At 72.6% G+C, this 23,588-nt stretch carries 1 protein-coding gene; it reads right to left on the minus strand.

All coding sequences use genetic code 11. The annotated features are described in order from the left end of the window. Positions 1-23,586, minus strand: a complete 23,586-nt coding sequence (locus tag ACGFNP_RS36520; RefSeq protein ID WP_393326546.1) for a non-ribosomal peptide synthase/polyketide synthase — start codon at positions 23,584-23,586, stop codon at positions 1-3. Positions 23,587-23,588 lie beyond the last annotated feature (2 nt).

Below are 23,588 nucleotides of genomic sequence, written 5' to 3' on the forward strand. Positions count from 1 at the left end.
TCACCGGGCAAGGTGCTGGCCGACAAGCGGGCCGAGGATCTCCAGAGTGCGGGTGTCCAGTAGTTCGGAATGCCCGCACTCGATGGCGAACGTCCACAGCTCGCCCCCGACGTACCGGCTCCACTGGTCGGAGGCCGTCCCCGTGAACCCCTGCTCGGGCACGGTCGCGTCGACGAAGATCACGTCTCCGGGGAAGACGCCGTACTCGGCCCGCGCCATCATGCGGTCGCTGGCCAGGTAGTTCTCGACTACCTGCGCGATCTGCGCGTCCTCCAGCGCGGCGACGCCGCCGCCCAGCTCGCGGACGAGCCCGACCGCGTCGGCGATGGACAACGTGTCGCGCCGCTCCTCCGGCACCTGGCAGCCCATCTCGATCAGCAGATCGGCGATCGCCGCGGGCCGGTCCCATGCTCCAGCGGGCCTCTCGGTGAGATCCCTTCGCGTGTCGAGCATGCCGAGGAACGTGACCTCACGTCCGTCGGCTATCAGCCGAATCGCCACCTGATGCGCCACCGCGCCCCCGAACGACCAGCCGAGCAGTCCGACCGGCCCTTCGGGGGCGGTCCGGCCGATCAGGTCGGCGTACTCGCCGGCCAGCGCGCTGATCGTGACGGGCAGGTCGGTGGTACGGCTCAGCAGGGGCGATTGCAGGCCGTAGAGCGGGACGTCCTGCGGCAGGTAGCGCTTGAGCCCGGCGAACTGCCAGCTCAGGCCGCTGGCCGGCGGCAGACAGAAGAGCGGCGTGCCCTCGCCGCCTGCCCCCAGGACCAGCAAGGGGGCCATCGCATCGTTGGCGGACGCGGCATCGCCGAGCCGGTGGGCGAGGGCGGCGGCCGTGGGGGCTGTGAACAGGTCCGCGATCGGGAGGGCGACGCCGAGGTCCCGGCGCAGGGCCGCGGCGAGCCGTACCAGCAGCAGCGAGTGCCCGCCGAGGACGAAGAAGTCGTCGTCCACGCCGACCGAGTCGAGCCCCAGCACCTCCGCGATGACGGCGCAGACGGCCGCCTCGGTACGCGACCGCGGCTCTGTACGGGTGGCCAACCGGGCGAAGTCGACGTCCGGCAGTGCCGAGCGATCCACCTTGCCGTTCGGTGTGAGGGGCAACTCGTCGAGGACCGTCACGACCGCGGGCACCATGTACGCCGGCAGACGCTGGGCAAGGTAGTCCCGGAACTGGAGCGACGACACGACGTCACCGTCCCGCATCGGGGATGCGGTGTTGTCCGGGGTGACGTACGCGAGGATGTGGGTCTCGCCGCGCGAGTCCTGTCGCGCGACCACCGCGACCTGCCGGGCAGCGGGATGCTGGGCCGCGACCGACTCGATCTCGCCCAGCTCGATGCGGAAGCCGCGCACCTTGACCTGGTGGTCCGAGCGGCCGAGGAACTCCAGCGAGCCGTCAGAGGTCCAGCGAGCGAGGTCCCCGGTGCGATAGAGCCGGGCGCCATCGCCGAACGGATCGGCGACGAACCGGGCTGCGGTGAGGCCGTGACGTCCCAGGTAGCCGCGGGTGACCTGCGCCCCGCCGAGGTACAGCTCGCCGATGGCACCGGGAGGAACCGGGCACAGCGCCGCGTCCAGGAGGTGAGCCGTGGTGCCGGGCAGGGGGCGACCGATCGTGGGACGGTCGCGCCAGCCGTCGTTCACAGGGGCGGCTGTGGCCCAGACCGTCGCCTCCGTGGGACCGTACAGGTTCGTTACGCTCTGAGCCCTTTCCGCCAGCTCCCCCGCGAGCGTGGTCGGCAGCGCTTCGCCGCCGACCAGCGCTCGCACGCCGCTGAGGTCGGTGTCCGGCGACTGTGCCAGCGCCGACCACAGCGACGGGGTCGCCTGCATGACTGTGACGCGTTCGGCCGCCGCCAGCGCGGCGAGGAGCCTCGGGTCGCGTACCTGCTCCTCCGTGGCCATCACCACGCACCCACCGGCGCGTAGTGGCGCCATCAGTTCGAGTACGGAGATGTCGAAGGAAAGGGTGGTGACGGCGAGCAGCCGGTCGGACTCGCCGATCGGGACGGCTGCGGCCACGGCGGCGAGGAAGGTCTCCAGGTCGCGATGGGTGACCACGACGCCCTTGGGCCTGCCGGTGGATCCCGAGGTGTAGATGACGTACGCTGCGGAGTCCGGGTCACGCGGAGCTCTGCGGAAGGCGTGCGTGGGTGTGCCGCCGACGCCAATCGGGTCCGGAACACTCGGAGCCCCGTGGCGGGGACGGGCAGGTGTGCCGTCGATGTCCGTGCGGTTCGGATCGCTCGGAGCCGCGTGCCGGAGGTGTCCGAGCGAGCTGTCGAAGTCGATGAGTGTCGTGCCGTGGGGTATCGCGGGGAACAGTTGCCCCGATCGCTCGTCGGCGACCACAACGGCGGGCCGGGCGTCGTCGATCATGAATCGCAGCCGCTCGGCCGGGAACGCGGGATCGAGCGGCAGGTACGCCGCTCCCGCCTTGGCGACGCCCAGCACCGCCACCAGCAGGTCGGCCGAGCGCGGCAGGGCGAGCCCGACCAGGCTCTCCGGACCGGCGCCGAGGTCGGCGAGCCTGGCGGCGAACGCGTTGGAGGCCGCGTCGAGCTCGGCGTAGCTCATCGTCCGGCCGCCGGACACGCAGGCGTCCACGTCGGGTGCCGCCTTCGCCCGCGCGGAGAACCGCACGTCCCAGGGCAGGTCATCGGGTGCCTCGGTGGAGGGCCGCACGTCCCAAGGGAGGTCATCGGGTGCCACCGGCCCGCCGGACCGCCACCGGGAGAGGTCGTCGAGGTCGCCCGCGGCGAGTACCGGGATCGTGCCGGTCGGCTGTTCCGGCCGGACCGCGAGCTCGCCGAGCAGCACGATGAGGCGGTCGAGCAGGCGCCGCGCGGTGCCGTCGTGGAAGCGTGCGGCGTCGTACTCCAGGATGATGTCGACCGGCTGTCGCGGGCCGGCGTCTACGAAGGTGAAGTTCAGGTCGACTTTCGGGTCGGAGAGGTACGCGGGCGTGTCGCCCGTGGGCAGGCCCAGGGCGGTGTCGTGGCCGGTCTGCCGGTGCAGGAAACCGATCATCACCTGGAACAGCGGGTTGCGTCCGTGTTCGCGTACCGGATTGACCACCTCGACGACCTGCTGGAAGGGCACGTTGGCGTGCTCGAACGCGGCCAGGTCGGTCTCGCGTACCCGGCGCAACAGCTCGGTGAAGGACGGCGAGCCGGAAAGGTCGGCGCGCAGGACGACGGTGTTGACGAAGAAGCCGACCAGGTCGTTCAGCACCGCGTCGGCGCGGCCCGAGGTCGGGCTGCCGATCGGGACGTCAGTGCCAGCGCCGAGGCGGTGCAGCAAGGTGGCGAGTGCGGCGTGCAGCACCATGAACAGGCTCGCCGACTCGGCCCTGCCCAGCTCCCGCAGCGGGTCGATCAGCTCCGGCGAGAGCGGCACGGACACTTGACCGGCCCGGCGGACGTCACGAGTCTGATCGGCTCGACGAGCGTCACGAGTCTGATCGGCTCGACGAGCGTCACGAGCCTGGTCGGCTCGGCGGGCGTCGCGGGCCTGCCGGGGCCGGTCGGCCGGGAGGGGGATCTCGTCCGGTAGGCCGCGCAGGTGCTCCTGCCAGTAGGTCCGTTCGGTGGCGTGCCTGCTGGCCGGGTTCGCGGGGTCGCCGAGCAGTTCGCGCTGCCAGAGGGTGTAGTCCGCGTACTGCACCGGCAGCGGCTCCCAGCGTGGGGCGTGACCGGCCTGCCGGGCGGCGTAAGCGGTGTCGAGGTCGCGCAGCAGCGGCCGGTCGGACCACTCGTCCATCGCGATGTGGTGCAGGATCAGGGCCAGCACGCTGTCCCCGGTGTCCTGCTCTTGGATCAGGGTGACCCGCAACGGTGGGTCCGCGGCCAGGTCGAAGGGGCGGGCCACCGCCGCCGACACCGCGTTCCCGGTCTCGGCGGCCGGGCGGTCCACGACCGTGACGGAGATCGGGGACGGGTCGAGTACGTCCTGGACCGGCTGGTCGTCGATGACCGTGACCAGCGTCCGCAGCACCTCGTGCCGCGCCACCACGTCGCCGAGCGCGGCCCGGAGGGCGTCGTGGTCGACGGAGCCGCGGAGGCGGACGAGCAGCGGGTAGTTGTACGCCGTCGAGGTGGGGTCCAGTTGCTGGAGCAGCCAGAGCCGTTCCTGCGCCGCCGACAGGGGCGGGCGCTCGATCCGCGGGCGGGAGACGAGCTCGGGAGGTGTGGTCCCGGCTCGGTCGGCGAGACGGGCGGCCAGGCGCGCGGGCGTGCGCGTGTCGAACAGGTCGCGCAACGACAGCTCGACGCCCAAACCCGCCCGCACCAGCCCGAACAGCTGGATGGCGAGCAGAGAGTGCCCACCCCGATCGAAGAAGTCGTCCTCGGCCCCAAAACCGCCGAGACCACCCGGTTCTCCGACGCCGAGTACCTCGCCGAACAGCTCGCACAGCCGCCGTTCCAGCTCCCCCGCCGGCGCCCTCGAACTCGACGGCAGCGACCGCGGCGCCGGCAGCGCGGCGGTGTCCAGCTTGCCGTTGATGGTCAGCGGCAGCGCCTCCACGACCGCGAAGGCCGACGGCACCATGTACCCGGGCAGCAGCGACTTCAACTCGCGATGGACGGCCACCAGCAGGGAGTCCTCATCACCGGGCTCCTCAGGAACGACATAGGCCACCAGCAATTTGCCGCCCGACGGACCAGGAACGGCGAGCACCGCGCTCTGGTGCACGCTCGGCCGGGCCGTCACGACGGCCTCGACCTCCGCCGGTTCCACCCGATAACCGCGGATCTTGACCTGATCGTCAGTGCGGCCCAGGAAGTCGAGGTTCCCGTCGGCACCGGCTCGCACCAGGTCGCCGGTACGGTACATCCGCCCACCGGACACGTACGGATCCGCCACGAATCGCGAGGCGGTCAACCCGAACCGGTCGAGATATCCACGCGCCAGCCCCGCCCCGCTGATGTAGAGCTCGCCGGGCACGCCCGCGGGCACCGGCCGGAGGGCGGCGTCCAGTACGTAGCCGCGGGTGTTCCAAATGGGCCGCCCGACCGTGGTGCCCGCGCTGTCCTCGGTGCCCGCGCCGAGGGTGTTGATCGTGTACTCGGTCGGACCGTACAGGTTGTAGCCATCCACCCCCTCGGCCTCGCGCAGCGCGGTCCACAGCGTCTGCGGCACCGCCTCGCCGCCGAGGAGCACCAGAGCCGGACGGTACGAACCGGGCGGCCCCCCGAACCGCGCGCCGTCGAGCAGCCCCTGGTCGAGCAGGTGCTGGGCGTAGGTCGGTGTCACGTTCACGACGTCGACGCGGTGCCGGTCGCAGTAGGCGACGAGCGCGCGGGCGTCACGGCGCAGCTCCTCGTCGCAGATGTGTACGTGATGGCCTTCGACCAGCCACAGCAGTTCCTCCCACGACATGTCGAAGGAGAACGAGACCGTGTGGGCGATCGTGAGGATCCGGTTCCCGGCGGCGGCGATCGTGGGGGCGAAGATGGCCTCGCGATGGTTGAGCTGCATGTTGGTCAGCCCCCGGTACGGCGTGACCACGCCCTTGGGCCGTCCCGTGGAGCCGGAGGTGTAGATGACGTACGCCGGGTGGTCGAGCCGTCCCGGCCTGCCGGGGGCGAATTCGCCCAGTTCGCGGCCCTCGATCGGCTCCGACGATCCGGTACGCGCGGCGGCGCCGTCCAGGCACAGCACCGGCACCGGGTGAGAGGCGAGCCGAGGGGCCACCGCCTCGGTGGTGACCAGCAGGACCGGCCCCGCGTCGGCCAGCATCGCCAGCAGGCGGTCGTCGGGATGGTCCAGTTCGAGGGGCAGGTAGGCGGCTCCGGTACGGAGGACCGCGAACAGCGCGGCCACCATGTCGATGGATCGGGGCACGGCCAGCGCGATGATCCGCTCGGGGCCCGCGCCCCGGTCGAGCAGCAGGCGGGCGAGCTGGTTCACGCGCGCGTCGAGTTCGGCGTAGGTCAGTGTCCGCGTGCCGGAGGTGAGGGCCGCGGCGTCCGGTGTCCGCCGGGCCTGGGCGCCCATCAGCTCCGCGATCGTCTCGGCGCCGATGGGATGGGTGACCGCGTCCCATCCGGCCTCAAGCTCCGCGAGCTCGTACGGGAGCAGGACGGGAACATCGGCGACCGTCGCGGCGGGCTGCTCCGAGAGGTGGAGCAGCACCTGCTCCAGCCGGGACAGCAGCGCCCGCGCCTGTTCCGGCGCGACCACGTCGGCACGGAACTCCAGCCGCACCGCCAGCCGCGCCCCCGGCGTGGCCACCCAGGTGAGCGGGTAGTGCGTCGCGTCCACGCTCTCCACGCCGACGATGCCGTGTTCCTCCTCCAGATCGGTGAAGGTGTCGTCGTCGAGGAAGTTCTGCAGGACGTACAGGCTGTCGAAGAGCTGGTCGCGGCCCGCCGCGCGCTGGATGTCGCCCAGGCCGAGGTACTCGTGCGGCATCATCTCCACGCGGTCGGCCTGCACGCGCCGCATGACCTCCAGCACGGGTTCGGCCGGGGTCAGGCGTACGTGGACGGGAACGGTGTTGAGGAAGACCCCGATCACCGCGTCGATGCCGTCCAGCTCGGTCGGCCGTCCGGCGACGGTCGTACCGAACACGGCCTCCTGCCGTCCCGAGGCATGGCTCAGCACCATCGCCAGCGCCGTGCTGAGCATCGCGTTGAGTGTCACCCCAGCGCGACGCGCCTGCTCGGCGACGCGACCGGTCTGCTCCCGGCTCAGCCGGAACGACAGGCTGGTCGCCAGCACCGGCGCGGTCCCCGCCGCCGCTGGGAACAGGATGGTCGGCTCCTCCAGCCCGGCGAGCGCCCGCCCCCAGGCCCGCGCCGACGCGTCCGCGTCCTGCCGGGCCAGCCAGGCAAGATAGTCGGTGAACGTCGCCGCCTCCGCACCGGGCGACGGCCGTCCCGCCGCGCGACCTGCCGCTGTCTCCGCGTCAGACGAGGACGGTCCGACCGTGCGGCCTGTTGCCGTCTCCGCGTCTGGCCGCTGGGCGGGGTGGCCGTCGCGGGCAAGGGCGTACTCGCCGAACAGTTCGCGCAGGACCAGCTCCCGCGACCACCCGTCCCACAGCAGCAGGTGGTACGTGAGCAGCAGCCGATCGCGCCCGCCGGGCAGGCGGACCACGCTCAGGCGGCACAGCGGCGGCCGGGCCAGCTCGAACGGCCGGCGACGGTCCTCCTCCATCAGCGCCCGGAGCCGATGGTCGTCCTTCTCGTCTGACAGGTCCACCACGTCGACCGAGCTGTCCAGGCCGGTGCCGACCAGGGCTACGGGCCGGGTCGTGCCCTCGGCGGTGAAGCCGAGCCGCATGGCCGCGTGACGATCGAGCACGGCGGCGTACGCGTGGCGGAGGGCTTCGACATCAAGCCGTCCGGCGAAGTCGAACGCGTTCTGCGCCACGTACACGTCGGCGTCGCCCGCGTAGCCCGCCTGGAAGTACAGGCCCTCCTGGAGCGGCGACAAGGGCCAGATGTCCTGTACGGCGACCGGGGCCGCGGCGAGCACCCGGTCGACCTCATCGGGGGTGAGGGTGGGGTGGTTCAGCGCGGTGGAGCCGCTCAGCGCAGTGGGGTCGCTCAGCGCAGTGGGGTCGCTCAGCGAGCCGGGCCGGGCCGAGTGGTCCGCTCCACGTTCGCGGCCATGGCCAGGCGACGCGGCGGCCAGCTCGCGCGCGGCCGCGGCCCAGGCGTCGGCGAGCGCGTCCACGTCGTTCGCGCCGAGGCCGCCGTCCGCATAGGTGAACACGGCGTGCAGCTCGGGCCCCGCCGCCATGTCGTGGCAGGCGACGTTGATCTCCAGCAGGTACGGCGTGCCCAGGTCCGGGTCCGGGTGCACCCGCAGCGCCTCCGCCTCGGGCGCCGTGTCCCAGTCGCCGGATCGCCCGGCGGGGAATCGGCCGAGGTAGTTGAACAGCAGCTGGGGTGTTCCCAGCCGGGCGAGCGCGGGGGCGGTGCGCGCGTTGCAGTAACGCAACTGCCCGTACCCGAGCCCACCGTCCGGAACGGCCCGCAGCACTTGGCACACGTCGCCGAGCACGGCGGTGACCGCACCGGAGACGGCGGGCAGCCGCACGGGGGCGATGGCGGTGAACCACCCCACGGTCCTGGACAGGTCCTCACCGTCCGCGACCTCTTCGCGCCCGTGCCGTTCCAGGTCGATCACCAGCGGCGCCGCAGGGTCACCGCCACGCGCCACCCGCCAGCGCGAGACCGCGACATGCAACGCGGCAACGAGCACATCGGTCACGTCGGCCACTGGAGCGGCTGGCCCAGCCGACGCGGTCGCCGACACAGCCGTCCCAGCCGACGCGGTCATCGGCACGGCTGTGAGCAGCGGGCCGGTCACCTCGGCGGGCAGGCGTACGACGTGGTCGCGGGTTCGGCCTGCGGTCAGGCCGATGGTCGGGGTCACCGGGTCGAGTTCGGCGCCCGGAGCCAGGGTGGTCGTCCAATGGTCGAACTCGGCGAGCCTGGCCGCCTGGGTGGCGTTCTCGGTGATGGACCGGGCGAAGGCGCGCAGGGACGTGCCGACCGGTTCGAGCCGCACCTGTTGCCCGGTGCTCACGGCTTCCCACGCCTGTCGCAGGTCGTCGACCAGGATCCGCCACGAGACCCCGTCGACCACCAGGTGATGCGCGACGAGCAGCAGCCTGCCCTGCTGCTCGGGCCCCCGGTCGAACCACACCGCCTGCAACACATCGCCGTTGTCGGGATCCAGCCGGTCGGCGGCGGCGTCGGACTCGGCGGCGATCAAGGCGCGCAGGGCGTCCTCGTCGAGACCCACCGCATCGACCGAGGTCACGGCGGGATCGGGAACGTCGGCGGCCGGACGGGCCTCCAGGGACCACAGCAACGGAGACGGCCGGTTCAGCCGCAGCCGGAGCGCGTCGTGCCGCCCGACCAGCGCGCGGATCAGCGTGACGACCTGCTCGTGGGTGGCGCCCTGCGGGGTGAGCAGCAGCTCGGACTGGTTCAGCCGGGAGATCCGCCCGCCCAGCTCGGCCAACCGGTGCACGATCGGCATCAGCATGACCTCGCCGACCCCATCGGACACGGCCTCATCCGGCTCCCGGTCAGGTCCGGCGGCCGACTCCCGGCCAGTTCCGGTGTCCGCGTCGGAGGGCCCGATCGCGTCGGCGAGCGCGGCCGGCGTGCGGTGGATGAACACGTCCCTCGGGGACAGTCGCAATGACCGGCGCCGGGCCAGGTTGACGAGCTGGATCGCGATGATGCTGTCGCCGCCGAGCACGAAGAAGTCGTCCTCAGGCCCGACGTCGTCCAGACGCAGCACCTCCGCGTACAGCGCCCGCAGAACGACCACAGGCGACGCTCCCCCAGCAGAGACCTCGACCTGGGCGACCGGGAGTCGGCCGGCAACCACCGCCCGCGTGGTCTGCGGAACGGGCAGGGCCTCGCGGTCAAGCTCACCGGTATCCAAGGTCGCCGATACGGGCAGGGTGGGCTCGCCGACAACCACCGCCCGAGCGGTCGCCGGAGCGGGCAAGGCGTCGCGGTCGAGTTTGCCGTTGACCGTCAGTGGCAGCGCGGAGAGTGACACGAACGTCGCCGGAATCATGTAGAAAGGCAGCCTCTCAGCCAGCCGGGCATGGGCCTCGGCGGCACCGACGCGCACCCCGTCCCGCGCGACCAGGTACGCCACGAGCCGCCGCCGGCCGGGCTCGTCCTCGCGCACGATGACGGCGGCGTTCACGACTCCGTCCAGTGTCAGCAGCGCGGACTCGATCTCGCCGAGTTCGATGCGGTACCCCCGTACCTTCACCTGCTGGTCGGACCGGCCCAGGTAGACCAGGTCGCCGTCGGGAGTCCACCGCGCGAGGTCGCCGGTGCGGTAGAGCCGCCCGCCGGAGGCGTCGGCGACGAACCGTTCGGCGGTCAGGCCGGGGCGGTCGAGGTACCCGCGGGCCAGCTGGTCACCCGCGACGTAGATCTCGCCGGTGACGCCCGGCGGGACCGGCTGGAGACGGCGGTCGAGCACGTGTACGCCGAGGCCGGGCAGCGGCCCGCCGATGACGCTGTCGCCGTTCGCGTCGTCCGAGGTCAGAGCCCGGAACGACACGTGCACGCAGGTCTCGGTGATGCCGTACATGTTCACCAGCAGCGGTGCTTGGCGGTCGTACCACGGGGCCAGGCGGGCGAGGTCCAGCGCCTCGCCGCCGAAGATCACGTACCGGAGGGCGAGCTCGCCCGGCCGCCCGCGTTCGGCCTCGATCAGCGGGTAGAACGCGGACGGGGTCTGGTTCAGCACGGTCACGCGCTCGCGTTCCAGCAGGTCCAGGAAGCGTCGCGGGTCGCGCGCCACATCGTGGGCGACGACCACCAGGCGCCCGCCGTACAGCAGCGCGCCCCACAGCTCCCACACCGAGAAGTCGAACGCGTACGAGTGGAACATGGTCCACACATCGTCCGGACCGAACTCGAAAAGCTCCTCAGCCGCCGCGAACAGCGACAGCACATTGCGATGGGTCACCGTCACGCCCTTGGGCCGCCCCGTCGAACCCGAGGTGTAGATGACATACGCCGCGTTGTCCGCGCTCAGCGGTACCGGCCGCGGCGGGGCGGTGGAGTGGCCCGCGATGACCTCCGGGTCGTCCAGCAGCATGACCGGCACCGTGGCAGGGGGCAGCGAGCCCAGCGTCGCGCTGTCGGTCAGCAGGCGTACGGGGTTCGAGTCGGCGAGGATGTATGCGAGCCGTGCGGCCGGGGCGCCGATGTCCAGCGGTACGTAGCAGCCGCCCGCCTTGACGATCGCGAGCAGCGCCACGACGAGGTCGGCCGAGCGCGGCAACGCGACGGCGACCCGCGACTCCGGCCGTACTCCTCCGGCGATCAGCGCGCGGGCCATCCGGTTGGCGGCCGCGTCCAGTTCGGCGTGCGTGAGCGAAACATCGCCCGAGGTGACGGCGATGGAGTCCGGCCGGACCGGGGCGGCGGCGTACGCGCCCGCGAGCGTCGCACCGTCCTCCACCCGTGCCACAGCCGCCCCGGACGACACCACTGAAGCGACCGGCAGGTCAGGGGCCGTGGCCAGTTGGTCGAGCACGCGCGCCACCTGGTCCAGCAGCCGCCGGGCCGCCCGCTCCCCGACCAGCTCGACGTCGTACTTGATCTCCAGCGTCAGCCGCTCACCGGGAAAGGCCACCAGCGACACCGGATAGTGCGGCGAATCCGTCCCGGTGAAGCCCCGCACGCTCAGCCCATCCCGGCTACCGTCCCGCACAGCGGGGAAGTTCTCCACCACGACCATCGTGTCGAAGAACTCCCGGACACCAGCGACGGCGGCGAGCTCGCCGAGCCCCACCTGCTGCACGTCGAGCAGGTCCGTCTGCTGCTCCTGCAGCTGCGCGAGCACCTCGTGCAGCGAGTCCCCGGGACTCCAGGACATGGGCACCGGAATGGTGTTGATCAACAGACCGACGATCGACTCGACGCCGGGCAGCTCCCCGCCCCGTCCCGACACCGTGGAGCCGAAGACCACCCGCTCCTGCCCGAGCAGGCCGCCGAGCAGCAGACCCCAGGCGCCGTGCACGAACGTACTGAGGGTCACCCCCTGCTCGCGAGCGGCCTCGACCAGGGCGGCCGTGCGCTCGGCGGGCAGCGCGACGTGGACGCTGTCATGCCGGGAGACCTTCTCGACAGCGCTGCCGAACAGGCGGGTGGCCGAGCCGATGCCGGACAGCGCGCGGGCCCACACGCCGCGAGCGTGTGCCCGGTCCAGGCCGGCCACCGCCTCGACGTGGTCGCGGAACGTCACCGCCGGAGCGGGCAGCTCGTACCCGGCTCCGGACCGGCCCCGCTCGTAGGACTCGATCACGTCCCCGAACATCAGCGGGTACGACCACCCGTCGGCGAGGATGTGGTGCATGGTCTCCACCAGCCGGTGGTCGGTCCGGCTGAGCGAGACCAGGGCATACCGCAGCAGGGGCGCGGTTGCCAGGTCGAAGGGCTCGGCCAGCTCGGCGGCCGTGACCTCGGCCAGCCGTTCGCGCGCCGCCTCATCGCCGAGACCGGTCAGGTCCACCTCGTGCCACGGTACGTCCACCCCGTCGGCGATCACCTGGACCACCCGGCCGTCGGCCAGCTCACGGAAGCAGGCGCGCAGGGCGTCGTGACGGTGGACCACCGCCTCCACGGCGCGGCGGAGCGCCGCCGGATCGACCGGGCCGGACAGCTCGGCCACCTGCTGCACCACGTACGTGTCGGTGTGGTCCTCGGCGAAGGACGCGTGGAAGTACATGCCCTGCTGCAACGGCAGCAGCGGGAGCACGTCCCGCACCCCGGACGGCGCGAGCCGGTCCACGTCCCCCTGGGTCAGCTCGACCAGCGGGAAGTCGGAAGGGGTACGCCCGGCGAGCTCGGCACAGCGGGTCAGCGCGGTCAGCGCGGCCATCCACAGCTCGGCCAGCCGACCCACCTCATCGGCCGTCATGACGCCGGACGGCCAGGACAGCGTGGCCGAGAACACCGTGCCCGCCCGCCCGTCCCGGGCCAGCGCGTTGATCTCCAGCCCCATCGCGGGGTTGCTCGGGTGGACGCCTTCGCGCAGCGCGCCCGCCGCCGCCCAGTCCCCGCCCTCGTCGGCGGCGAACCGCCCCAGGTAGTTGAACAGGATCTGCGGCGGCTCGCCCCGCAGGTCCGCCTCGCCGTCGAGGTAGCGCAGGATCCCGTACCCAAGCCCTTGCCGGGGCACGGCGCGGAGCTGCTCCTTGACCCGCTTGGCCGCCGCCGCGAGGGCGGCGCCCGCCTCGGTGACCTCGGCCCAGCGCAGCGGTCCCGGGTCGAGGCATACGGGGTAGATGGCGGTGAACCAGCCGACCGTGCGGGAAAGGTCCACGTTGTCGAGAGCGTCACGGCCGTGGCTCTCCAGGCTGAGGACCACGGCGCTCGCGCCGCGCCGCCACTCGGCGAGTGCGGTGGCGAAGCCGGTCAGCAGGACGTCGTTGACGCCGCCGTGCATCGCGGCGGGCACGGCCGACAACAGGGCCGTGCTCACCTCGGCGGGCAGCGAGACCGTCAGCGATTCCACGGTGGCGGCCGTGTCGATCACCGGGTCGAGCGGGCGCGTGCCCAACCAGGGGTCCTCGGTGGCGAGGACGGCCCGCCAGTGGTCGAGCTCGTCGCGGAACGTACCCCGCTCGGTCGCCTCCTCGACCAGCTTCGACCAGGTACGGAAGGAGGTCGGCACCTCGTCGGGCACCGGCTCGCGGCCCGCCCGTACCTCCGCCCAGGCCCGCGCGAGGTCGTCGGCGAGCACCCGCCAGGAGACGCCGTCGATCACCAGGTGGTGGATGATCAGCAGCAGCCGGCCGGGCCCGGACTCGCCGGCGAACCACACCGCCCGCAGCATGACCCCGCGCTCGGGGTCGAGGCCGTCGGCAGCCCGCCCGGTGACCTCCTCCACGTCGGCCGAGCCGTCCACCCTGGTGAGCGCGTCCGCCGCGCGGAACGCCGCCGGCGGCGGCACCGACAGCGCCCATGCGGCGCCGTCGCGATCGAGCCGGGCCCGCAGCAGATCGTGGCGTTCGCCGACGGCCTGGAGCACCCGCTCCAGTTGCTCGTGGGTCATGCCGGCCGGGGTGCGGAGGATCATCGACTGGTAGAAGCGCTCCAGCGGCGTACCCGCCCGCATCGTCTCGGCCAGCATCGGGGTGAGCGCGACCGTACCCTCGCCGCTGTCCCGCGGTCCGCTCAGGCGGGCCTGGGGCGCGGCGGCGGCCAGCGCCCGCACGGTGCGGCGGCGGAAGACGTCGCGCGGAGTGAGGTGCAGGCCCGCCTTGCGTGCGCGGCCGGTCACGGCGATCGAGGAGATGCTGTCGCCGCCGAGGGCGAAGAAGTCGTCGTCGATGCCGACCCCGGCGAGGCCGAGCACCTCCGCGTAGATGGCGCACAGGGTTCGCTCGCGGTCGTCGCGCGGACCGTCGCCGCCGCTGACGGGTGCCACGGGCTCGGGCAGCGCGGCGACGTCGAGCTTGCCGTTGACCGTCAGCGGCAGCTCGCCGACTATGCCGTACAGCGCGGGGACCATGTAGCCGGGCAGCCGCTCGGCCAGCGCGGCCCGCAGGTCCGCGACGAGGGCGCTCTGGTCGGCCCCCTCCGCCGGCACCACGTACGCGACCAGCTTCTTCAGCCCGGTCACCGCCGAGTCGGTACGGGCGATGACCGCGGCCTGCCGGACCTGCGGCAACGCGGTCAGGGCCGACTCCACCTCGCCGAGCTCGACCCGGTAGCCGCGGATCTTCACCTGGTCGTCGACGCGGCCGAGGAAGTCGAGGTTGCCGTCGCGGCGCTGCCGTACGAGGTCCCCGGTCCGGTACATGCGGCCGCCGGGCACGAACGGGTCCGCCACGAACCGCGACGCGGTCAGGTCCGGCGCGTGCAGATAGCCGTGCGCGAGCCCCGCGCCCGCCACGTAGAGCTCGCCGAGCACTCCCGGATGGACAGGGCGCAGCCAGGCGTCGAGCACGTACGCGCGGGTGTTCCAGATCGGGCGGCCCACGGTCGGCGTGGCGCTGTCGCCGGTGCCCGCGCCCAGCGTGTTGATCGTGTACTCGGTCGGGCCGTACAGGTTGTAACCCTCGGCGCCGCCGGGCTCGCTCAGCCGGTTCCAGACGGCTTCGCTGACCGCCTCGCCGCCGAGCAGCACCAGGCGGGGCGGATGCCCGTCCCGGTCGAGCAGCCCCTCCTCGAACAGGTGGTGGGCGTACGTCGGGGTCACGTTGATCACGTCGATGCGGTTCGCGCGGCAGTAGGCGGCCAGGGCGGCGGCGTCCCGGCGCAGTTCCTCGTCGCAGATGTGCACCTCGTGGCCCTCGACGAGCCACAGCAGCTCCTCCCACGACATGTCGAAGGAGAACGACACCGTGTGTGCGATGCGCAGCCGGTCCCGCCCGGTGCTCCGAGCGCGGGCGACGACCGGGTCGAAGATCTCGGCCCGGTGGTTGAGCTGCATGTTGGTCAGGCCGCGGTACGGCGTGACCACGCCCTTGGGGCGGCCGGTGGAGCCGGAGGTGTAGATGACGTACGCCGGATGCTCCAGCCTGCCCGGCACCGTGGCGGCGAACGCTCCCAGCTCCGCGTCACTCAGCGGATGCGCGGGCAGCGTGTCGTCGGGCACCAGGCATTCCCCGCCCAGCCGCCGCTGCGCCTCGGCCAGCGGTGTGGCCGTGTCGGCGCAGACCAGCAGCACCGGCCGCGCGTCGTCGAGCATGTCGGCGAGCCGGTTCACGGGGTGGTCGAGCTCGAGCGGCAGGTAGGCGGCGCCGGTACGCAGGACGGCGAAGAGCGCGACCACCATCTCGACGCCGCGCGGCAGGCCGAGCGCCACGATCCGGCCCGGTCCCGCGCCCTTGGCCAGCAGCAGCCGGGCGCAGCCGTTGATCCGGCCGTCCAGCTCGGCGTAGGTCAGCGACAGCTCCCCGAACACCAGGGCGATCTCGTCCGGACAGCCCTTGGCCCGCTCGGCCAGGAGGTCGGCGATGGTGGCCGAGCCGATCGGATGCTCCGTGGCCGCCCACTGCCCGGCCAGTTCGGCGTGCTCCTCGTCGAGCAGCGGGTCGAGCGCGCCCGCCTGGACCGACAGGCCGCCGGCGAGCGACTCCAGCAGCCGCCTGAAGCGCCGGACCAGCCTCCGCGCGTCCTGCTCCGCCACCACGTCCGGCCGGTATTCGAGCTTGATCCGCAGGTTGGCGCCGGGGGTCAGCACCCAGGTGAACGGGTAGTGGGTGGTGTCGACGTACTCCACTCCGACGATGCCCTGCTCGCGTTCCAGCTCGGTGAAGGTCGTGTCGGACAGGAAGTTCTGCAGGACGTACAGCGTGTCGAAGAGCTGCTCGTGTCCGGCGGCCCGCTGGATGTCGCCGAGTCCCAGGTACTCGTGCGGCGCGAGCCCGATGCGGTCCTCCTGCGCCCGGCGCGCCAGCTCGATCACCGTCATGTCGGGCGAGGCGGCCACCCGGGCCGGGACGGTGTTGAGGAACAGGCCGATCACGTCCTCGATCCCCGGCAACTGGGTGGGCCGGCCCGCGACCGTCGTACCGAACACGACGTCGGTCCGCCCGGTCTCATAGCCGAGGAGCAGGCCGAGCGCGGCGGTCAGCAGCGAGTTGAGCGTGACCCCGCCGCGCCTGGCCTGCTCCCCCAGCCGGGTGGTCACCTCGGCCGGGAGCGCCGCCAGGACGCGTTCCGACGGGATCGGCTCCCGGCCGGCCGCCTCCGGGACCAGGATGGTCGGCTCGGAGACGTCGGCGAGCGCGGCTGCCCAGGCGGCGGTGGAGGCGTCGCGGTCGCGGGCGGCGATCCAGGCGAGGTGGTCGGTGAACGCCGCCCGCGCCGGCGGCAACGCGCCGCGTTCCCCTCGAGAGTCGTAGAGCGCGAACAGCTCGCGCAGCACCAGCTCGCGCGACCAGCCGTCCCAGAGCAGGAAGTGCGCGGTCAGCAGCAGCCGGTCCCGGCCGCCGGGAAGGCGTACGACGGTCAGCCGGGCCAGGGGCGGCCGGGTGAGATCGAACGGTTCCTCCCGGTCGGAGCGCATCAGCTCCGCGAGCGCGTCCCCGGAGCCGGTGGACAGGTCCACGACCGCGACCTCGGCCGGGACCTCGGCGCCGATGTACTGCACGACGCCTGGGACGCCGTCACCGGTGAACCCGGCGCGCAGCGTGGGATGGCGTCGCAGCAGCGCCGCGAACGCCGTGGTCATGGCCTCGGCGTCGAGACGGCGGTCGAAGTCGAACACGTTCTGCGCGATGTAGGTGCCGGCGCCCTCGGAGAAGGCCGCCTGGTAGTAGACGCCCTCCTGGAGGGGGGACACCGCCCAGATGTCGGCCACCGGAACCGGGCTGACCGCCACGACGTGGTCGATCTCCGCCTGGGTCAGCGACACGGTCGTCAGCTCGGCGGGTCGCAGCCGGGGCGCCGGCTCGGCGACTCGCAGCGGTGCCGTCGGCTCGCCGCCTGCCAGGTGGGCCTCGATGGCGGAGGGGGTACGCATGCGGAAGATGTCCTCGGTGGTCAGTTCGATCCCGTCCTTGGCGAGCAGGCTGACGACGCGGATGGCCTGGATGCTGTCGCCTCCGGCCGTGAAGAAGTCGTCGTGGACACCGATGCCGTCGTGACCGTCGCGGCTGTCGCGGCTGTCGCGGCTGTCGCGGCCGAGCACCGTGCCGAAGTGGGCGCAGATCAGCGCCTCCCTTGGGGTGCGCGGGCGTCCGCCCCTGGCGGTCGGCTCGGGGGCGGGAAGCGCCCGGCGGTCTCGTTTGCCGTTGGGGAGCATTGGCAGGTGGTCCAGGATGGTTATCGTGGCGGGGACCAGGTACGGGGGTAGTTCGGCGCGTAGCGTCGCGCGGAGGGCGTTGGGGTCGATCTCCTCGCCGGGGGCGGCCACCACATAGGCGTGCAGAGAACGCGTGCCGCCGGTGTCTCCGCCCGTTGCGCGTACGGCGACCACGGCGTCCGTCACACCCGCGCGGCGCATCAGGGCGGCCTCCAGCTCGCCCGGCTCCACGCGGTGACCGTTGATCTTCACCTGGTCGTCGGCCCGGCCGAGGAACTCGACCCGCCCGTCTGCTGTCCACCGGCCGAGGTCTCCGGTGCGGTAGAGCCGGGCGCCGTCGGTGTACGGGTCGGCCACGAATCGGGTGGCCGTCGCACCGCCCTGGCCCAGGTAGCCGAGGGCGAGCTGGGCGCCACCGACGTAGATCTCCCCGACCGCGCCGGGCGGGACGAGGTCAAGGGCGGCATCCAGCAGATGGATCCGCGCCCCGGGCACCGGCGTCCCCAACGTCACCGGCCCCGCCGTGCCCACCTCACCCTGCAACACGTCACCCGCCACCTCCGATGATCCGTAGGAGTTGACGATCCGGGCACCGGGGGACGCCTGCCGGAGCGCGGTCACGCAGGCCTGGGCCAGCGGTTCCCCGCTGCAGATCCAGCGGCTGAGCGTCGCGAGCCGTTCCGGTTCCGTGTCCGCCAGCGCGCCGGCCAGACTGGGCACGGCGAGCAACTGGGTCGCCCCGGACCGCTCGACGAGCCCGGCCAGCGCGGCGCCGTCGGTGGCCTCCGTGGCGTCGGCGATGACCGTCGTCGCCCCCGCGACCAGACCCCCGAGCAGCTCCGTGGTGCCGTCGACAAAGCTCAGCGAGCTCTTCGCCACCCGAACATCGGCCACCCACTCCCGCGCGGCCCAGCCCAGCCGATTGGCAAGCGCCTCCTGCGTCCCGACGACCGCCTTCGGCCGCCCCGTCGAGCCGGAGGTGTAAACAACGGACACCGCATCCAGGGGGCCTGTTCCGGTCCCGACCGACACCACGTCCTGCGGAGTCCCGGTCCCGACCGACACCGCAACGTGCGGGTTCGTCCCAGTCCCGACCGACCTCGCATCCAGCGGGCCTGTTTGCGTTCCGTCGCCGTTGGTGTCCGTGTCGGCCGCCGCCCGTACGGTGAGCGTCGGCAGGTCGTGCGGCGGCAGCGACCTGGCGCTCGCGTCGTCGGTCAGCACGCACACCGGCCGCGCGTCCCCGAGCATGAACTCGATCCGGGCCGCCGGATAGCCGGGATCGACCGGCAGGTAGGCGGCCCCAGCACGCATGACGGCGAGCAGGGCCACGGCCATGTCCGCCGAGCGGCTCGTCGCCACCGCGACGATGTCACCACGGCGCACACCCGCCCGGGTCAGTGCCATGCCCACCCGTCCGGCGCGATCGTCCAGCTCAGCGTAGGTGAGCGCGAGGTCGCCGCAGACGACGGCCGTACGCGCCGGGTGCCGGGCCACCTGCCCCGCGAACAGGTCCACAACCGTGGCGCCGGGCCGCCGCGCCGGGGCACCGGAACCGGCGGCCATCAGCCACTCGCGCTCCTCCCCGGTCACCAACTCGACCAGGTCGCAGGCCTGTTCGGCGTCCTCGGCGATGGCGGCAAGCACCATCTCGTACTGGCGGGCCAGCCGGGCCGCGACACTCGTACCGACTACCCGCCGATCGTGGGTCAGCGTGACGGCGATCCGCGCGCCCGGCTTGGCCATCAGCGTCACCGGGTAGTGAGGCGCCTCAACCGTGTGCACGGCGGCGATCTGGATCTCCCCTGCCGGGGTGGGCGGCGCCGGGTAGTTCTCGATGACCACGAGCGTGTCGAACAGCTCAGGCACACCCAGCCGCCGCTGCAGCCGGGCCAGCGAGACGTGCTCGTGCTCCACCACCTCGCGCCGGTCGCGGGCGAAGCGCCGTACCACGGTGGCTAGCGACTCGGCGGGACTCCACCGTACCCGCGCGGGAACCGTGTTGATCAGCAGACCGACCATGGAGTCGATACCCGCCACATCGGCAGCCCCACGCCCGGAGACGGTCGAACCGAACGTCACGTCGGACCGACCTGCCAGCCGTCCGACGAGAATGCCCCAAGCGGCGCCGATGACCGCCCCGACCGTCAGCCCGTGCTCCCGCGCCCACGCGCTCACCCGGTCGCTGACCTCCTCGGACAGCTCCCGATCGACGCGCCCGAACCCACCGACCGCCTGCCCGGCGACCTCTTCGGGAATGCCGAGTGCATCAGCGAGCCCGGTCTCGTCCGGAACGCCGAGCGCGCCAGCGAGCCCGGTCTCGTCGGGAACGCCGAGCGCATCAGCGAGCCTGGTCGGCTCGTGCACGTCCGCCAGGGCGTCCGCCCACGCCTCGGTCGCCACGTCGGGGTCCTGTGCCGCCAGCATCCGCAGGAACTCCCGGTAATGGGGCGGCGCGGGCAGCGCCTCGGCCCGTCCCCCGGCCTCGTAGAACGCCAGCAGGTCGCGCAGGAGCAGCGGCACCGACCAGCCGTCAGCGAGGATGTGGTGCACGGTGTGGATCAGCACATGCCGCCGCTCACCCAGCCTGAGCAGCGCGTACCTCATGGACGGAGGCCGAGCCAGATCGAACGGCAAGGACCGCTCCGCCTCCGCGACGGCGGCCACCCACGAGGCGGCACCCTCCGCGCCGAACCCGCCGAGATCCTCCACCCGCCACGGCACCGGCGGACGGCCCGCGATCACGGACACGACCTGCCCGTCGCCGACAGTGCGGAACGCCGCGCCCAGGTTGGGGTACCTGTCGATCAGCCGGTCCGCGGCCAGCCGTAACCGGTCGCCGTCCAGCGGGCCGGTGAGCTCGATGATCTGCTGGACGACGTACGGGTCAGTGTCGCGGGCGAAGGTGGCATGGAAGTAGAGGCCGGTCTGCAGCGGTGACAGGGGAAGCACCTCCCGGAGTTCCGGTGCCGCGGCCTCGATGGCGGCCACGTCGCTCGGCTCCAGGGCGACAAGGGGGAAGTCCGACGGGGTGTGTCCGGCGACCGTCTCGCTCGTGGCGATGCCGGTGAGCACCTGGGTCCACAGCTCGGCCAGCGCCCGCACCCGGCCGCCGTCGAGCACACCGCCAGGCCAGCTGAACCTCGTCTCCAGCACCGGCCCGTCGGCCGTGTCCACGGCGACCGAGTTGATCTCCAGCACACGCGGCAGCGGCATGCGCGGGTCACGCCGCTCGACGACGATCTCGCCGCTACCGCCGCCACCATCACCGCCGTCGCCATCCGCACCGCCGTCGCCAACGGCCGTCCACTCCTCGGTAGAACCGGCCGCGAACCGCCCGAGGTAGTGGAACAGCACGTGCGGCGCGACGGCCAGGTCAGGACGGGACTCGCCACCGAGGTAACGCAAGGCACCGTAGCTCAACCCCCGCCGGGGCACCGCCCGGAGTTGCTCCTTGACCGCCTTCACCGCGTCTCCGAGGGCGGCATCGCCCGGCCCCGGATCGAGTACGGCCGGGAAGAGCGTGGTGAACCAGCCGAAGGTACGGGAGAGGTCGACGTCGCCGACCGCGTCTTCCTCCCGGCCGTGTCCCTCCAGTTCCAGCAGCACCTCGGACCCCGCGTCGGGGCAGTGGCCGGCCCGCCACCGGCCCAGGGCGATCGCCGCCGCCGCGACCAGGACGTCGTTCACACCGCCGTGAATGGACGCGGGCACCGCGCCGAGCAGACGGGCGGCAACGGGCGACGGGAGCGCGACCGTCAGCGACTCCTCGGCCGCCACCACGTCGCGGCGCGGGTCCAGAGGCCGCTCCCCCAGCATCGGGTCGGGGGTGGCCGCCGCCCGCAGCCAGTACGCCTCGTCGGCGGCGAACGCGCCCGCGCGGGTACGGTCGCGCAGCAGTGTCGCCCACTGTCTGAACGAAGTGGGTACGCCGGGCAGCGACACCGCCCGCCCATCGCGAACCGCCGCCCATGCCTGTCCGAGATCCTCCAGGAGCACCCGGAGCGACACCCCGTCCACGATCACGTGATGGATCACCACCACGAGCCGGCCCTGCGCGTGCGCCCCGGCGTCCAGCCACACCAGCTCGACCATCCGTCCACCGGCCGGGTCAAGCCGTCGCGCCGCCGCCGTGACCTCCCTGGCGGCGACCGCCTCCACCGCCGCGGCGTCGCTGGTGGTCACGTCTACGCGAGTGATTACCTGGGCCGCTCGTGGCGAGCCCACCGGCTGGATCGACAGGGTCCAGGGGGCCGCGCCGTCGATCCGTGCCCGCAGCAGGTCGTGGGTGGCGAGTACGGCGTCGACGACGTGTTCGAGCTGGTCGGCGGTCATACCGGCAGGCGTGTGGACTGTCATCGACTGGATGAACCCGTCCATCGACGGGCCGGTGGCCTGGAGCCACTCGGTGATCGGGGTCGGGGGCACCTCGCCGACCGCGCCGGTGGCGGGGCCGGCGGTCGTGGTGACCTCGGTTACCGTGGCGGCCAGCGCGGCTGGGGTGGGATGGGCGAACAGGTCGCGCGCCCGCACCACGAGTCCCGCGTGCCGCGCCTGCCGGACCACGCCGATGGCGACGATGCTGTCACCGCCCAAAGCGAAGAAGTCCTCCTCCGCCCCCACCTCCTCGATGCCGAGCACCCGCGCGAAGATCTCGCACAGGGCACGTTCCCCGCCCCTGGCTCCACCCGGCAGAGCGCGGCCGTCCGTCTTGGACGCCGACACAGGGCGGCGGTGCGCTTGGGGTTCTGGGAGTGCGCGGCGGTCCACCTTGCCGTTGGCCGTGAGCGGGAAGCGGTCCAGGACGACGAAGGCGCTCGGCACCATGTACTCGGGCAGCCGGTCGGCGCACCAGCGCCGTAGTTCCCCGGCCGGGAGGTCGTCGTGGGAGGTCACGTAGCCGATGAGGTGTCGCGCGCCCGCCGCGTTCGTGCCCACGGTGACGGTCGCCTGGCGGACCCGCGGGTGCGTGGCGAGCGCCGCTTCCACTTCCTCCGGCTCCAGCCGCATGCCGCGGATCTTCACCTGGTTGTCCGCCCGCCCCACGAACTCCAGCGAGCCGTCGGCGTTCCAGCGCGCGAGGTCGCCGGTGCGGTACATCCGGGACCCGCCGTCACCGAACGGGTTGGCCACGAAACGGGAGCCCGTCAGCGCGGGGGCGTTGATGTATCCGCGCCCGAGCAGGAACCCCGCGGCGTACAGCTCGCCGGCCTCGCCCACAGGCAGCGGCTCCAGCCGGTCGTCGAGGACGTAGAGCTGGGTGTGCGGGTTCGGGCGGCCGATCGACGTCGCGATGCGTTCGGCGGTGTCGCGGTAGATGACGTGTGAGACGCCGATGGTCGCCTCGGCCGGGCCGTACCCGTGGTAGAGGGTCGTGGACAGCCGGCTCCGGAACCGGTCGAACAGCTCGGGGGTGAGCACCTCGCCACCGCACCAGACGTGCTTCAGCCCGGACAGCAGCGAGGTTCCTTGGGCCATCTCCAGAAGCGTGTCGAGCATCGACGACACCAAGTAGACGAACGTCACCCGCTCCCGCGCGATCAGGTCGAGCAGGTACTGGGGATCGCGTTCGCCGCCGGGCTCGGCGACCACCACGTAGCCGCCGGAGACGAGCGGAAGCAGGATCTCGTTGACCGAGATGTCGAACGACAGCGGCGCCTTGAACAGCGACGCGTCACCGGCCCCGAACCCGAGGATCTCCTCGACCTGCCACAGCAGCCGGGTGCTGATCGCCTCGTGCCGGATCATCGCGCCCTTGGGCTTGCCCGTGGAGCCGGAGGTGAACATCACGTACGCGAGCCGTCCCCCGCTGATGGGCGGCAGCGACGGCGGCTCGGCCGGCTCGTGACCGTAGTGCCAGGTGCCGAGGTCCACCTCCACGACGCAGTCACCGGTCTCCGCGCCGGGGGCGGCGATGACCAGGCCCGCGCCCGCCTCGGCCCGTACCTGGGCTCGGCGGTCCGCCGGCCAGGACGGCTCGACCGGTACGAAGGCGCCGCCCGCGACCATGACCGCCAGCACGGCGACGACCAGTTCGGCGGAGCGGGGAGTGGAGACGGCGACGACGTCTTCCGCCCGCAGGCCGCGTCCGCGCAGGTGGCGCGCGAGCTGGAAGACGTGCGTGCCCAGCTCGGCGTACGTCAGGCGGGCGCCGGGTGCCACGACCGCGAGGGCCTGCGGGGTCCGGCGTACCTGCGCGATGAACAGGTCGGCGACCGTGGTGATCGTCTCAGGTGTGGTCGCGTTGTTCCACCTGCGCAATGCCTCAAGTCGCTCCGCGATGCCGTCCTGACGTCCTGGGTTCACGGTATTCGCCACGT

The organism is Nonomuraea sp. NPDC049269, from assembly GCF_043197155.1.
GTDB lineage: Bacteria > Actinomycetota > Actinomycetes > Streptosporangiales > Streptosporangiaceae > Nonomuraea.